Here is a 13,839-nt window from a genome sequence, read left to right as displayed (position 1 = left end):
TCTATCCCTTCACTAATTCATCCATTAACTGAATCGTTGCCTGTTTCTGAATGTTGCGGATGGACGCAGCAACGTCTTGTGAGGATGATCCTTTTAATTCAAGAGATACGATTCCATTAAAAGCTTCAAATAAAGCAAGATCCACCATAGTCCCTTTGGCAGGGAATGATTGACTGACAATCGCAGTATCTCCAACGAATGCCCCTTCTGGAATAGACACATGATCAATGGTAATATGTGTGGCTTCAGGTGGGATAAGCCCACTCTCTTTAAAATGCTGAGGGTACAGGTGGCAGTCCGCTACATAAAATGTATGTCCAGAAAGCAGCTGTTTTGGCAGTACAGCCTTTTTACCATCAACTAATACATCAATCAATAGCTTGGCCATATCGACGCCAAAGACTTTTTTAATATTCGGGATCATATTCCAACCAGCGAATCGAGCCGCTGATTCGATCAATCCAGTTTCTCGATTTTTCATGAGTTTGATTTCTGTATGGGTTGCACAATGTTCAAGACCTAGTCCTTCATTTGCCTTTCTTGCTGCTTCAATGATGATTTGCTTTGCTTCATTGTCTAAGATCGTCGGAGTGATATGAGCCGTTTCTGTAAAACCGATTTGAGGGGTTTTATCATGTATGACAAAAGGGAGATATTCGCCCTCTACGACCAGCCCTTCTACACTGACATAATCAGCATATCCTTCATCTTCATACCAATCTTCGTAAGCACCCTCTAAATACGTTTCAGCGACAAACGGTGCTTCATACGTGACAGCGTCTGGGACTGGTATGGTTTCCAAATACGATTGTACTTGTAAAAACAGATCATCACTTCCAGCCTTGTCATGAAACAAGGTGACGCCAATAGAACTGGCTAAATATGTAGGCTTTAAAATGAGCGGTGTTCCGATAGACTCAATGGCTTTTTGGAAATCAGATAAAGTCGTGACAGGCTGAGTTTTCACCGCTTTGACGCCAGAGGCGTTGAATGCAGCCCTCATTTGGCTTTTATCACGCGCCATTTCGGCTGCCTTGACACCGGCACCTCGCAGCCCAAGACGTTCAGCGGCCTTTGCCATCGGTGCAATGAATAATTCATTATTGGTCGTGATTGCATCTGCTTTGAAAAAGGAAGCCACTCGAATGAAGTCTTCCACAACTTCTTCTTCTGATTTTGGATAATCATCATGTGCCCAGTAAATAGAATCAGGGTGTTCAAAAGAAGGGTGTGTCTCAAAATAATCACGGTCTTTGATGACGGCAATGGAGTATTTTTCGATTAGCTCGGCATGTCCCTTTGTAATCGCAAAGGGTCTCGGGATATAAGAAACGATATGGTATGATGCCGCCACGCTTTCATAAAACATATGGGGCGGGCACCCACCTAGATCAGCAATGACAAGTACAGTTTTTTTACTCAATGAAAGCACTCCTTTTTATCTAGCGGTGTAACCTCCGTCTGCTGTGACGACACTTCCAGTCATATAGCTGGATAGATCAGAGGCGAGAAAGAGCATCACGCCAGCAATTTCTTCAGGTTTTCCAAGCCGCAGCATAGGATTCACCTTTGCTTTTTCCTTTTTGACGATCTCGAGACTTTCTGTGTGATTGTCTAAAAAGGACTTCTCGTTTAATGGTGTATCAATGATGCCAGGGGCAATACAATTCACCCTGATTTGATGAGCGGCATAGTCAATGGCCATTGATTTGGTGAGCTGAATGACACCGCCTTTTGTTGCGTTGTATGCAGGAATGTCAGGCCAGCCTACAAGACCTCCGACAGATCCGGTATTGATAATACTTCCACTCTTCTTTTCAAGCATATGCGGCAATGTATGCTTACTCATGAGAAAGACGCCGGTCAGGTTGACCTGAAGAATACGATGCCAATCCTCCAGTGCCATCTCATGAATAGGTGAGACAATTTCGATGCCTGCATTGTTAATAAGGACATCAATGGCACCGAATCGGCTCAGCACGCTCTGAACGGTTTGGTGACAGTCAGACTCTTTCGTAATATCTGTTTTAAAAAATGCAAGGTGCTCATGCGGCAATGATTCAATTAGTTGGTTGCCGCTGCTTTCATTGATGTCAGCGACAGCTACTTTTGCTCCATGCTCGAGGAAGAGCTTGACAGCAGCAAGCCCAATCCCCGACGCACCCCCTGTAATGAGGACAACCTTTCCATCCAGCTTCATTTCTTCACCTTAGATGCTTTTGGTTTTAAGCGATTATAGCGAGGAGGGAAGAAGAGATTAATAGACTTTGATGCTTCTGGCTTTCGATTGATGGCCCCATGATCTTCCCTTGGATCACAGAAATAGGTGGTGCCAAATTCCATCTTTTCTGTAAAGCCTTCGATCGTCATATCATACCCTCCGCTGATGCAAATGCCGATTTGTTCATTTCTATGTTTATGAAAAGGCATTTCTCCACCGTTCCCAGGGATATTGGCAATCATCAGCTCCATCCAATCCTCCACAAAAAAAGTCACTTCCATGCCAGGGAGTAAATCCCGTGTTTTGAAAATGTCTAAGAAATAAGTGGGGGGAGCTGTATATTCTTCGTCATCCTTTAATCTCTTAATATCAATGGCGATCACTTCTTCATCTGTCAGATTTGAAGCGCCGTGAGGGACAAACGGTGGTGCGATATAGGCTGATTCTAATGGGGTGAGCAGTTGAGTCGATTGGCCGACAGTCATTTGAAGCTCGCCCTTTAACACAATACCGATTTGTGCTTCGGGATGTTCGTGAGGTTCAATGATCGTGCGGGGAGGGACGTATGAAATTAACACTTCCGTACCGCCTCTTACAGTGGAATATTGGATAACGCCATTATCCCATTCTAATTTTTTCGCTTGAGGAAAATATCGTTCTTGCGTCTTTTGTTCAGTTTGCATCTTACATCTCTCCTTTTCCGAATATGGACCAGCTCATGGGTATACTTTTAAACGTTCGAATGAAGATGAGGCCATATGTGGCTCTTGCCACCTCATTCGTTAAAGCAAAATCAAATTCGCCGTCTCTTACTTTCTGCGCGGCAGTACTTGTAGAATTAACAAGTTCAAATTCAGCATTTTGGTGAATGAAATATTGAATTAAATTGACAGGTGCAGGATGTGAGACAATTTTTAATTGGTGGAGCATTTGTTCATTGAATGGGAAATCAGGTCTGACAGCCAAACCATACATGGGCGTGTCACATCTGAAAATTTGTAAAAGCTGTAGATCTGGTCTCATGTAGAAGTGTTTGATGCCTTCATATGCGTGTGGGACGAGAGTAAATTGAAGTGGTTGAGAGAGAGTATGTTCAATGCAAGTTTCGAATGTGTCATAAAGGGATAGTTTCGTATGAGTGCCGAGTGTAGTGGTGGATTGAGAGATGAAATGTTTTGCTGCGTATTCACTGCTTGTCCCCTTAGGGCCTAGAGTGTTGACTGTAAACATCTTAGGTGAAGGGCTTGGCTCTTCTTTGAAATGAAACACATCATCATTCTTTAGGATCATGTTTACCATCCAATCTTTTTCAAATTTTTACTAGATTATAAAATTTAAAATTAGTAATTGTCAACAAATTTTATAAAAAATGTAATATATGATGATATTAAAAATTGATCTAAAAAACTGCACATATCGAGATGTGCAGTGAAATGTGCTTACGTTTCAAGTGTAGTTGGCTGTTTTTTCTGTAAGGCGCGTTCTCGTTTATAGCTGACGAAGCTGATGATAAAACCAACAAGTGTGATCAATGCACAGACAATACCTACCGTATGATATCCGAAATGGACATAAACGGGTCCCATCAGTGCGGAACCGAGCATAACAGCAAGGTTGGAGGCCAGGCTGTAAAAAGCCATCACTTTCCCGCGATGGGTTTGAGAGCAGTCGCTTAGAACCGTGCTTAGAAGCGTGACAGATAAGCTTTGCATAGCACCCCAAATAAATAGGGCGAAAATCAGCAACATCCAAGAGAATGGCGCATAAGGAAGCAAGGCTAGAACAAGCGCAATTCCACCCAGCACGAAGACAAGGGAACGGGTTTTACCGAACCAGTCTGCTAATTTTCCAGTAAACATACTCATAGAAAAGCCGACGCCATAAGCCATAATAAGAAGTCCAGCTGTTGATTGTCCGCCATCAAACAGACTTTGCAGATAAGCACCTAAAAACGAGTACATGCCGTAAAATCCAAGCATATTGCAAAACGTCACAGTCAAATAGGCAGGTACACGATCGATTTTCAAAGCTCCCCATAAAGCGCCTGTTTTCTCACTAGCTTGAGGTGCCTTCGGATCAGCTGCTCTGACTTGTTTTCTTGATTCAAGGATGACAAGCAGCAGGACAATGAGACTCATCATAGCGAAGATCCAAAACGTCCAGCGCCAGTTTAAACTCTGGCCGATAAAGGCGCCAATGGGCACACCAAGGACAAGAGAAAGAGACCAGCTCGAAACAATGAGTCCCATCACTTTGCCGCGATATTCGTATGGAACCCGGTCGCCCACAAGAGCATAGGCTGTTGGCACAAATACACCAGTTGCCAGCCCTGAAATAGCACGGCCTGCAAAAAACACGGTCAAATTTGGGGCAGCAGCACACATCACTGTTCCAATCAAAAAGAAAAACAGCCCAATCATCAAACACAGCTCTCTTGAATATCGGTCCCCTAAAGGAACGAGCAGCGGAGCTCCAACCAACACAGCTAACCCATAAATGCTGATGGAAAGAGCGAGAACATCAAGAGAGTGCTGAAAGGAGTTTGATAAATCAGGCAGCAGTGGTGAAATCACCAGTTCCTCCGATCCCGCCGCAAAAACGCCAAGTGTGAGTGCAATGGCAAGTGTGATGGGAAATGTTTTAGAAGCCTGGTTGTCTAAAGATTCTTTCATCAAGTGATCCCTCCATACTTGCTTTTTCATTCAATTCCGTTAAAATAAATTCTACCATTATTTAGTGTTATTTTACATTTCGTATCATAAGTATCATCATAAAATACTTTTCAAATGGAACGATTTTGGGATAGGAGCGTAACGAATGAAAATCACCGATGTGGATGTGCATATTTTAAACGAATTGAGAGAAGATGCCCGCTTATCAATGAGGGAATTGTCCAAACGAGTGAATTTATCAGCACCTGCGGTAGCAGAAAGAGTGCGAAAACTAGAGGATGCAGGGATTATCGAAGGGTATTCTGTTCAAGTCAATTATAAAAAGCTGGGTCTGATGATAGACTGTTTACTGGAAGTCACCGTATTAAATGGGGAGTATCAGCGTTTTGTGACATTTATGAACCAGCATCCACGTGCGTTCTTTGCTTATAGAGTGGCAGGACAGTCCTGTTTTTTCATTAAACTGTCTGTTTCTTCTCTTGAAGAAATTGAAGCGTTTATTCAAGATGTGTCTGGCTTTACAAAAACGGTCTCTCATATTGTTTTATCAGAGCATTCCTTTACCCATCCGGTACAGGAACGTGTGAAACAAATAGAAGAGCCAGAAATGACCGTGGTGAAATAGAAAAAGGACCTGCCCTCAGGTCCTTTTGATTCGTTTATCTGACTGATAGCTCATGATCGTAATGATCAATCCAATGAATGTTACACCTGCCGCAAAGAGCGGGACAAGCTGTAAATGTGTGATTTCGATAGCAAGACCGCCAAGCGCTGCACCGCCGGCATTTCCAATATTAAAGGCAGAATGACTGAGCGTTGATGCGAGTGTCGGGGCTTCATGTGCCATGTTCATCGTGCGGTATTGCAAGGTAGGAACGAGAATAAATGAAATGATTCCCCAAACAAAAATCGTCAGCACGGCAGGCACTTTAAAGGCAGATGTATATGTGAATAACAACAGGACAACCATCAGCAAGATCAATGTGACGATAATACTCGGCATCAGCTTCCAGTCCGCAAGTTTTCCACCGACTAAATTCCCAACGGTGACCCCAAGCCCAAAGAGGACAAGAATGAGGATGACCCCGTTTTCCTGAAATCCAGTCACTTGCAGCAGGATCGGGCTGATATACGTAAAGGCGGTAAACACACCCGCAAAACCGAATATCGTCATCGCAAAGGAGACGAGGACCTGCGGCTTTTTCAACACCGATATTTCATTTCGAATATCTAATACTTCTTCTTTCGATTGATTGGGTACTAAACTGATAATACCGATTAAGGAAATGAGACCAATGACGGCAATAACGAGAAATGACATGCGCCAGCCGAATTGATTTCCGATAAAGGTGCCAAATGGCACACCCAGTACATTGGCTACTGTCAGTCCTGTAAACATGAAGCTGATCGCACTTGCGCTTCGCTCCTTAGGAACAAGCCGTGCAGCCATAATGGCGCCGACACCAAAGAAGGTACCATGAGCAAATGACGTTAAAATACGTGCAGCCATCAAGAGACCATAAGAAGTCGATACAGCGGCGACAGCATTTCCCGCCACGAAAAGAATCATTAATAGGATGAGGAGACGTTTTCTCGACATTTTTCCAGTTGATAACGTTAAAATAGGGCCGCCAACTGCGACACCGAGTGCATATCCGGTAATCAGCTGACCTGAAGCAGAAATAGATACATGAAGATCATTTGCGACATTTGGCAAAAGTCCCATGATCACAAATTCAGTCATGCCAATCGAAAACGCACCGAGCGTTAACGCAAAAATAGCGATGGGGAAGTTTTTCATGATGAGATCACCTTTCTAAACAAATACATAAAAAGGCTTCGGAGAGATCCGAAGCCTTAAGAGTTTATCATACATGGAAATAAGACGCTAGCTGCTCGTTTGCTAATCGGTTTCCAACAAAGAAGGAACCAAATTCGCCGTAACGTGCACTCACTTCATCAAATCGCATTTCGTAAACCAATTTTTTAAATTGAAGCACATCATCAGAGAAAAGAGTGACGCCCCACTCATAATCATCAAAGCCAACAGAACCTGTAATGATCTGTTTTACTTTCCCAGCATAGCTTCTGCCAATTAAGCCATGGCTTCTCATAAGGGATTTGCGCTCATCCATTGAAAGCATGTACCAGTTGTCATTGCCAGAACGCCTTTTATCCATTGGATAGAAACAGACATATTGAGAAGAAGGAAGCTCAGGATAGAGGCGCGCACGTACATGCGGGTTCTCGTAAGGGTCTCCGCCATCTCCGCCTCCTGCCAAGTAGTTGCTGAGTTCAACAACTGACACGTAAGAATAAGCTGGAGTCGTAAACTCTGCTAGTCGTGTCTTGTTGAATTCAAGTTCAATTTCACCCAGTTCTTCCATGGTCGGACGTAAAATCATGAGCATAATATCTGCTTTTTGGCCGACAATACTATAGATTGTTTGGCTTCCAGCCTGATTGTGCTCAGCTGTTTTCCATTTTTCTAATAGACCTGTGAACTCATGAATGATGGCTTGACGCTCATCGCTTGTCAGCAACTTCCAAGCTGTCCAGTCGATCGTTCTAAAATCATGCAGTGCATACCAGCCATCTAGTGTTTGAGCTGCTTCATTTGTAGTATGTTGTTCGCTCATTTCTTTCACTCCTATTTACAGTTTTCCATCTGTTCCAACTATAACATAGTTTGTCCAAATGAAGATGTGATCAAAACTTGAACGACGAAAACGCTTTTCTAGAAATTGATTTAATTAGTTTGAAAAATAAGAATTTAAATTGTAAGCGCTATAATGTAAGTTGGTAGTTTGAATTTATGTAGAAGAAGAGTATGCTTAAAAGAGAACGCTTTTTTTGTAAAATCAAGGAGGGTATTGAAGTGGCAGATATTTTTTCAACAGTTCAGGAAAAGGTTGCAGGTAAAGGAGTTAAGATCGTTTTTCCTGAGGGAATGGACGAACGCATTCTAACAGCCGTTCAAAAACTAGCAGATGGCAAAGTATTGCAGCCAATTGTTGTAGGTAAGAAAGAAGAAGTAGAAGCAAAAGCAAAAGAATTAGGTCTTACACTTGATGGTGTTGACGTGTATGATCCTCATACATATGAAGGTTTTGAAGATCTTGTACAAGCTTTCGTCGAAAGACGTAAAGGCAAAGCGACAGAAGAGCAAGCGAGAAAAGCATTACTGGATGAAAACTACTTCGGTACAATGCTTGTGTATAAAGGTCTTGCAGACGGCCTTGTAAGCGGAGCAGCACACTCAACTGCTGACACAGTGCGCCCAGCACTTCAAATCATTAAAACAAAAGAAGGCGTAAAGAAAACTTCTGGCGTCTTCATTATGGCTCGCGGCGAAGAGCAATATGTGTTTGCTGATTGTGCGATCAACATTGCACCAGACAGCCAAGATCTTGCTGAAATTGCGATCGAAAGTGCAAACACAGCAAAAATGTTTGACATCGAACCACGTGTAGCAATGCTTAGCTTCTCTACAAAAGGTTCAGCAAAATCAGACGAAACAGACAAAGTATCTGAAGCGGTTCGCATTGCAAAAGAAAAAGCACCTGAGCTTGTTCTTGATGGAGAGTTCCAATTCGATGCAGCTTTCGTTCCTTCAGTGGCAGCGAAAAAAGCACCAGATTCCGTCATCAAAGGCGATGCTAGCGTATTTGTTTTCCCTAGCCTTGAAGCTGGAAACATTGGCTACAAAATTGCCCAGCGCTTAGGTAACTTTGAAGCTGTAGGTCCAATCCTACAAGGTCTAAATCAGCCAGTAAACGATCTTTCAAGAGGCTGTAATGCCGAAGACGTTTACAATCTTGCGCTTATCACAGCAGCTCAAGCACTATAATATAATCATCCAAGAAGCTAGCTTCGTGTCAAAACGAAGCTAGCTTTTTTTATGTGAATTAGGTATAAAAACCCAATACATACGATTCATTTTTAAGTGAATTCGTTTTCAATCATATGCCTCTTGTGCTAGTAAATGGTAACATAACGGAGGACTATTTGAGGAATAGAGGTGTTTGACGATGTCTGGAGCTATCATCGGTTATACAACAGCCTTGTATTCGTTAAAGGCAGACATATCCATAAAAAAAGAACAAATCATAGAACTGAACATGTGTCGAAAAGAAATCAAAGAAGCAAAGTCTGCTCTGGCAGATGCTAACAAGAAAATGACTCATCCAGATCTGACATCACATACATGGTTTGGCCATCTCGCAGATACGTTTGATGACATTCGAGACGAGATGGCATCCGCCAGTCAAGAGATAAAAAGTGTACAGCTGACCAATCTAGTGAATCGAATTGATGAGAAAATTAGCGACTTAAAATCAGAGATCCATTCATTAGAACATGAAATTCATTCGGTTGAAAGAAAAATAGAGAAAGAAAAGCAGAAACAACTGGAAGAAAAAAGAGGGTAGTCACATGAGCAGAGAAATTAAAATAGATGCCAGTCAGGTCAAACGAGTATTACAGCATGCAAAACAATCAGGCGCTCAAATGAATGCAACACTTCCAACAACCATCAAAGGAAGAAATCAGCTTCTGACGGCAGACACATTAGAAAAAATCAATCAGCAGCTGAACGAATTAAGTACATCCTATATAGACATTCTTCAGAAACAACTTGTACAAACAGAACAAGCGGTGAACACCATGATCGAAACGGACAAGGCGCTTGCTTCCAGCAGTAAAAGAAAATAAAGGAGAACGCAATGAAAACCCTTGATGCTTTTGCGCTAATAAACGGAATTGACCAAACGCTGAATACATTAAAGCAGCAATCACAACAGATTAGCTCCATAGAAAAACAAATCCAACAGATCATCTCACTTGATGGCGCACTAAAGGGAGAGGCGGGACAAGCCATCCGCTCCTTTTATACAGAATGCCATATTCCCTTCCTGCAATTTTTTCAGGTTGTCATTGAGGAATACAGCTCTGCGCTCAAACAAACAAAGCAGGCGCTTCATACCCTTGAATCAAATCAGCACGGCTTTATATCACAAGCATTTATTGAACACGAACTTGATCAAGGCTTAAAAAAAGCGGAGCGAGCGATTTCTGAAATCGTATCAGAGGTGAACCACGCCATTGGCAGAGTTGGTCATATTGTTCACTTGCCGAATGTAGACGAATCAGCTTTTCAGCAAAACTATCAAAAGGCATGGCTTGAGACCTCAAGAACCATTGGTCTGCTTCATGCATTTGACAGGGAGCAGACAAGTGCTTTGCAAGAAACAAAAAGCTCCCTTCAAACAATGAAACAATTCATCAACACGCTAAGCACCATGTTCACCGGCCTAAAAATCGACATCACGAGCTATCAAAAAGGATCTATTTTCAAAGATGGAAAAGAAGAAAAAGTGAACAGCACCATCAGTGGATTGAGCGACAAAATAGACAACCTAAAAGACAATCCAATGATAATCATGCTGAAGAAACTGAAAGAGAAACAACAGGCGAATGTGGAGACGGTTGTTCGGAATGACACCCATAAAAACATCAGTAAACAAATCACAGTAAACGATCCATCGCTTACGCCATTGCAAAGGGAAGCCGTGAACGGGAAAAACAAGATTCATAGAGACATCAGGGTCATAAAGGGTAAACTATTCAACGTAAAAGGCATCAAAAAGCTAAAAGAATTCGACATCGCTGATGAAGTTGTCACAGATCCGTCGGACATTGATTTTATAGGCGGGAGATACACCGTTTACGCCAATAAACAAATCATTCGAACGTATATCGCAAACGGTGAAGTTAGAATAGAAGAAGTAGATAAAATCCCAGAAAGCCGGAGCCGCGGAAATGCCAAACGTATACTAGACGGTGAGGTCGTTTCAACCGCCGAAAACATCATTTTAGAATACAGCGGCATCTACGACGGCTACCGAGCCGTTACTGGCAAAGACCCAGAAACCAGCAAAAATATTAGCAGCACCGACCAAGCCCTATCCGCAGCCTCTATTATCCCATTTATGAAAATCATTAAAGGCGGGAAATATGTCTTTAAGATTGATCAAGGGAAGAATGTGGTGAAGAGAGTTGAGAAGACAAGAAAGGGTACGGGTGAACTGATTAAATTCAAAGGTGATGAAGCTATTATTCATTTTGAAAAGCATAGTAAAGAGATAATGGGTGCAATCGGCAAAAACAAATACAATATCAAAAATTATCTTGAAGATGCAAATCACCTTATTCAAAAGGGACAATATGTACCAGAACTGAATGGATATGTAAGAATTGTTGGTGGAAAGGGAAGTGCAAAATACGGATTTGTTGGGCTCGATAGAAAAACAGGAAATATCACCACATTTCATATAAAATCGGTTAAAGAACTTTCTAAAAAAGCACCAAGTTTAGGGATAAAAACAAAGAAGTAAAAAAAGGGTGATCGTATTGAAAATAAAAAAAATAAACTGGATTTCACAAGAAGCCTCAGAAGCTGAAGTGATTGTAACAGATGGCGAACTGGAAATAATGTGTTTTGCTCAACCATTAAATTACCTTGAAGAAAATGAACTATTAGAACCCATTTATTGTTTAGATGTGTCAGACTTAGTGAAAGCTGAATTGTCAGAGTATAGAATTGAAAAATTAGATGATAATTTCAGTTATAGTTTTTTAGGACAATTAATTGATAAGCGTGATGAAAAAGTGAAGGTAGGCGGACTTTTATTAGAATTGGATTGCAATATACCGGGAGATATAAATGAAGGCGATTTTATAAGTTTTAATTGTCAACGGTTAGATATTTATTAGTATGAGCCGAAGTTTTAAGGAGCATTAAATGAACAAAAAACAAGAACTAACGAAACAAATTCAAACGGTCATCAACATCCTAGAAAAAGAATATTCTCAAGAGATCAATCAAGGTGTACTTGAATTAATATATAGAAGATACAAGAATGCCCAAAGAATCATGCAAGCCAATGATGATCTCCAAAAAGTCTTTATCATTGGCGGAGTTAGGGCTTACTTGGATAGTCATAATGATTATCTAAATCCATTTTTAGATGAATTACATAAAGCGGAAAGTCTACTAAAAGAAATGTTGTATTGATTATATAGTGATATGTAGAAGTCTTTGTATTAGAAAGCGATACAAAAACACAGAAAGGAATTCGTATGAATCAGAAAAAACACATCAACAAAAAAACAGTCAATTGGCTATTAAGCATCAGTGTTCTTCTCGTCATTGGGACAGCTTTTATGAGAGGGGTTTATGTCCCACATGCCGGTTCGGATTATCGAGGATTTCCCATTGATTGGCTAGTCCTGCATTCAAATTATGGTGTTGAATTTCTATTTTTTGGTTTTATACTCGATGTCATCATTTTCTATTTTCTATTAAAAGTGCTCCTGCGGGTGTATAAAAGAATTATGCCAAAATCAGCTGAATAAACGCTTGTACATCCTTTTAGGAGGCTTTCAAAATGATTCGTTTTTCTCAGATTCCCAACCTGGTCATAAACAAACCAGCAAGTGATATACATATCAAAGAGGCAGAATCCGAGCTAAACATGGTTCTGCCCCATACATATAAAGCATTACTACAACAGACAAATGGATGTTCCGTCGAAGGCGATGTTCTACTATACGGAACTGAGGACATAGTGGAACGCAATAAAACATGGGAAGTCCATCATTATGCCAGCGGCTATGTAGCCATTGGTGACGATGGCGGTGGGCGAGTACTTCTCATGCGGCAGGCAGAAGAGGAGAAAAAAGTGTGGATCGTCGATGCTGGTGTGATGGATCCTCAGCATGCGGAATTGGTGGCTGAAGACTTGTTAAGCTGGGTAAGTCACGGCTGTTTCATAGAAGTTTAGTCTATTAAGGAGATGATCGATTTGCCGTGGAACACATTGATCGCTGCGGGCCTCGTGGTTGGGGTTCCTGTCGTTTTGATTGCAGCTGTTTATTTCATCACGAAAAGGAAGAACAAGAAAACCAAAGCATCCAGTTGAAAAGCTCTGTGACGTTCCTTGTCATAGAGCTTTTTTCTCGCTCATTCTCCCTCCATGTTATAATAAACACAGTTTATGAACGAGAGGATATGCAGGACATGAAAAATGAACCTATTGAGTTATTGACGCAGCCGACATGGCGAATCATAGATCAATCGAGCCTTGGTCTTTATGTGGACCCGAAGCAATCTTTTGCGATGGATGATACGCTTTGTGCGTCGGTCGGGAAAGGACTCTCACCAGCGACAGCGCGTTCTTGGGTACACCACAATACGATCGTTCTTGGGATTCAGGATACAAGACTTCCATTTCTCCAAGAGGGTGTAAAGCTTCTTGAGGAAGAGGGATATCGCGTCATTGTGCGCAATTCAGGTGGTCTTGCTGTTGTGCTGGATGAAGGCGTACTAAATGTGTCTTTAATCTTTGCGGAACAAAAGAAGGGCATTGATATTGACCGTGGATATGATGCGATGGTGGAATTGATCCGCCGGATGCTGTCGATGTATGAGGTGGACATTGAAGCCTATGAAATTGTCGGCTCTTACTGTCCAGGTAGCTACGATTTGAGCATCAATGGAAAGAAATTTGCCGGCATTTCTCAGCGTAGATTACGCGGAGGGGTCGCTGTGCAAATCTATTTGTGTGCAGATGGAAGCGGTCGAAAACGAGCTGAGTTGATTCGCCGTTTTTATGAGGCGGCCTTAAAGGATAGAAGGCATGAGGTGAAAGCGGTATTCCCTGATATAAAGCCTGATACGATGGCATCCCTATCAGAATTAACTGGAGAACCCATTGATTGTGCGCTTCTCATGCGTCTTTTACTAGAAGAACTTCAAAAGCTGAGCGAGCAACTGACTGCTTCAGGGTTGACCACCGAGGAACAACTGGAGTTTGAGAAAAACATGACACGGATGATTGAGCGGAATGAAAAGGTGTTTTCGTGAATGGGAAGCGAATTTTTGGA

At 41.8% G+C, this 13,839-nt stretch carries 17 protein-coding genes; 10 read left to right on the top strand and 7 right to left on the bottom strand.

The features are described 5' to 3' along the window. Nucleotide 1: 1 nt before the first annotated feature. The 5 genes from NST24_RS17935 to NST24_RS17915 all read right to left on the bottom strand — a co-directional run bounded on the left by NST24_RS17935 (nt 2) and on the right by NST24_RS17915 (nt 4,893). Nucleotides 2-1,423, bottom strand: a complete 1,422-nt coding sequence (locus tag NST24_RS17935) for an ATP-grasp domain-containing protein (protein ID WP_268430404.1) — start codon at nt 1,421-1,423, stop codon at nt 2-4. Between the two features lie 15 nt (nt 1,424-1,438). Beyond that, a complete protein-coding gene (locus NST24_RS17930) occupies nt 1,439-2,200 on the bottom strand; it encodes an SDR family NAD(P)-dependent oxidoreductase (RefSeq protein ID WP_008343608.1) in 762 nt (253 codons plus the stop codon). Continuing rightward, nucleotides 2,197-2,904 (bottom strand): cupin domain-containing protein, encoded by a 708-nt coding sequence (locus tag NST24_RS17925; RefSeq protein ID WP_342462072.1) that lies wholly within the window; start codon nt 2,902-2,904, stop codon nt 2,197-2,199. The genes NST24_RS17930 and NST24_RS17925 overlap by 4 nt, the downstream gene beginning before the upstream one ends. Nucleotide 2,905: 1 nt before the next feature. Further along, nucleotides 2,906-3,511, bottom strand: coding sequence for a bacilysin biosynthesis protein BacA (locus tag NST24_RS17920; protein ID WP_039165206.1), 606 nt, complete (start codon nt 3,509-3,511; stop codon nt 2,906-2,908). A gap of 149 nt (nt 3,512-3,660) precedes the next feature. Continuing rightward, the gene (locus NST24_RS17915; RefSeq protein ID WP_342462071.1) at nt 3,661-4,893 is read right to left on the bottom strand and encodes an MFS transporter; all 1,233 of its coding nucleotides are present in this window, start codon (nt 4,891-4,893) and stop codon (nt 3,661-3,663) included. A gap of 145 nt (nt 4,894-5,038) precedes the next feature. Here NST24_RS17915 and NST24_RS17910 point away from each other — a divergent pair, with 145 nt between their 5' ends. Beyond that, nucleotides 5,039-5,518, top strand: a complete 480-nt coding sequence (locus NST24_RS17910) for an Lrp/AsnC family transcriptional regulator (RefSeq protein WP_099727986.1) — start codon at nt 5,039-5,041, stop codon at nt 5,516-5,518. Nucleotides 5,519-5,533: 15 nt separating this feature from the next. Here NST24_RS17910 and NST24_RS17905 read toward each other — a convergent pair whose 3' ends face one another. Together NST24_RS17905 and hemQ are read right to left on the bottom strand one after the other, a co-directional pair. After that, nucleotides 5,534-6,694: an MFS transporter gene (locus NST24_RS17905; RefSeq protein WP_178929771.1), complete on the bottom strand. Its 1,161-nt coding sequence runs from the start codon at nt 6,692-6,694 to the stop codon at nt 5,534-5,536. Between the two features lie 67 nt (nt 6,695-6,761). Continuing rightward, nucleotides 6,762-7,532, bottom strand: a complete 771-nt coding sequence (gene hemQ, locus NST24_RS17900) for a hydrogen peroxide-dependent heme synthase (protein WP_178929772.1) — start codon at nt 7,530-7,532, stop codon at nt 6,762-6,764. 239 nt (nt 7,533-7,771) lie between these two features. Here hemQ and pta point away from each other — a divergent pair, with 239 nt between their 5' ends. From pta to NST24_RS17855, 9 genes are all read left to right on the top strand, one after another. Continuing rightward, nucleotides 7,772-8,743, top strand: a complete 972-nt coding sequence (pta, locus tag NST24_RS17895; protein ID WP_008343597.1) for a phosphate acetyltransferase — start codon at nt 7,772-7,774, stop codon at nt 8,741-8,743. A gap of 181 nt (nt 8,744-8,924) precedes the next feature. Continuing rightward, nucleotides 8,925-9,323 (top strand): DUF5082 family protein, encoded by a 399-nt coding sequence (locus NST24_RS17890; RefSeq protein WP_008343584.1) that lies wholly within the window; start codon nt 8,925-8,927, stop codon nt 9,321-9,323. Nucleotides 9,324-9,327: 4 nt separating this feature from the next. Beyond that, nucleotides 9,328-9,606, top strand: a complete 279-nt coding sequence (locus NST24_RS17885; RefSeq protein WP_008343583.1) for a YwqI/YxiC family protein — start codon at nt 9,328-9,330, stop codon at nt 9,604-9,606. A gap of 11 nt (nt 9,607-9,617) precedes the next feature. After that, nucleotides 9,618-11,288, top strand: coding sequence for a T7SS effector LXG polymorphic toxin (locus tag NST24_RS17880; RefSeq protein ID WP_342462070.1), 1,671 nt, complete (start codon nt 9,618-9,620; stop codon nt 11,286-11,288). Nucleotides 11,289-11,304: 16 nt separating this feature from the next. Then, entirely contained in the window at nt 11,305-11,667 is a 363-nt protein-coding gene (locus NST24_RS17875) for a hypothetical protein (RefSeq protein WP_008343573.1), read from the top strand. A 28-nt stretch (nt 11,668-11,695) separates the two neighbouring features. After that, nucleotides 11,696-11,968, top strand: coding sequence for a hypothetical protein (locus NST24_RS17870; RefSeq protein WP_342462069.1), 273 nt, complete (start codon nt 11,696-11,698; stop codon nt 11,966-11,968). A gap of 65 nt (nt 11,969-12,033) precedes the next feature. Further along, the gene (locus NST24_RS17865; protein WP_008343569.1) at nt 12,034-12,309 is read left to right on the top strand and encodes a hypothetical protein; all 276 of its coding nucleotides are present in this window, start codon (nt 12,034-12,036) and stop codon (nt 12,307-12,309) included. A gap of 32 nt (nt 12,310-12,341) precedes the next feature. Beyond that, nucleotides 12,342-12,737, top strand: coding sequence for an SMI1/KNR4 family protein (locus tag NST24_RS17860; protein ID WP_144679079.1), 396 nt, complete (start codon nt 12,342-12,344; stop codon nt 12,735-12,737). A 236-nt stretch (nt 12,738-12,973) separates the two neighbouring features. Beyond that, nucleotides 12,974-13,819: a biotin/lipoate A/B protein ligase family protein gene (locus NST24_RS17855; protein WP_256688794.1), complete on the top strand. Its 846-nt coding sequence runs from the start codon at nt 12,974-12,976 to the stop codon at nt 13,817-13,819. The last annotated feature ends 20 nt before the right edge of the window (nt 13,820-13,839 follow it).

The sequence above is a fragment of the Bacillus sp. FSL R5-0286 genome (assembly GCF_038593245.1).
Classification (GTDB): Bacteria; Bacillota; Bacilli; order Bacillales; family Bacillaceae; genus Bacillus; species Bacillus altitudinis.
This window is presented reverse-complemented; position numbering and strand designations above follow the sequence as displayed.

What these genes read in the sequence shown, in the direction of transcription:
- NST24_RS17930 (WP_008343608.1), bottom strand. Translation starts at nt 2,200, where the DNA reads ATGAAGCTGGATGGAAAGGTTGTCCTCATTACAGGGGGTGCGTCGGGG.
- NST24_RS17925 (WP_342462072.1), bottom strand. Translation starts at nt 2,904, where the DNA reads ATGCAAACTGAACAAAAGACGCAAGAACGATATTTTCCTCAAGCGAAA.
- NST24_RS17920 (WP_039165206.1), bottom strand. Translation starts at nt 3,511, where the DNA reads ATGATCCTAAAGAATGATGATGTGTTTCATTTCAAAGAAGAGCCAAGC.
- NST24_RS17915 (WP_342462071.1), bottom strand. Translation starts at nt 4,893, where the DNA reads ATGAAAGAATCTTTAGACAACCAGGCTTCTAAAACATTTCCCATCACA.
- NST24_RS17910 (WP_099727986.1), top strand. Translation starts at nt 5,039, where the DNA reads ATGAAAATCACCGATGTGGATGTGCATATTTTAAACGAATTGAGAGAA.
- NST24_RS17905 (WP_178929771.1), bottom strand. Translation starts at nt 6,694, where the DNA reads ATGAAAAACTTCCCCATCGCTATTTTTGCGTTAACGCTCGGTGCGTTT.
- hemQ (WP_178929772.1), bottom strand. Translation starts at nt 7,532, where the DNA reads ATGAGCGAACAACATACTACAAATGAAGCAGCTCAAACACTAGATGGC.
- NST24_RS17890 (WP_008343584.1), top strand. Translation starts at nt 8,925, where the DNA reads ATGTCTGGAGCTATCATCGGTTATACAACAGCCTTGTATTCGTTAAAG.
- NST24_RS17885 (WP_008343583.1), top strand. Translation starts at nt 9,328, where the DNA reads ATGAGCAGAGAAATTAAAATAGATGCCAGTCAGGTCAAACGAGTATTA.
- NST24_RS17880 (WP_342462070.1), top strand. Translation starts at nt 9,618, where the DNA reads ATGAAAACCCTTGATGCTTTTGCGCTAATAAACGGAATTGACCAAACG.
- NST24_RS17870 (WP_342462069.1), top strand. Translation starts at nt 11,696, where the DNA reads ATGAACAAAAAACAAGAACTAACGAAACAAATTCAAACGGTCATCAAC.
- NST24_RS17865 (WP_008343569.1), top strand. Translation starts at nt 12,034, where the DNA reads ATGAATCAGAAAAAACACATCAACAAAAAAACAGTCAATTGGCTATTA.
- NST24_RS17860 (WP_144679079.1), top strand. Translation starts at nt 12,342, where the DNA reads ATGATTCGTTTTTCTCAGATTCCCAACCTGGTCATAAACAAACCAGCA.
- NST24_RS17855 (WP_256688794.1), top strand. Translation starts at nt 12,974, where the DNA reads ATGAAAAATGAACCTATTGAGTTATTGACGCAGCCGACATGGCGAATC.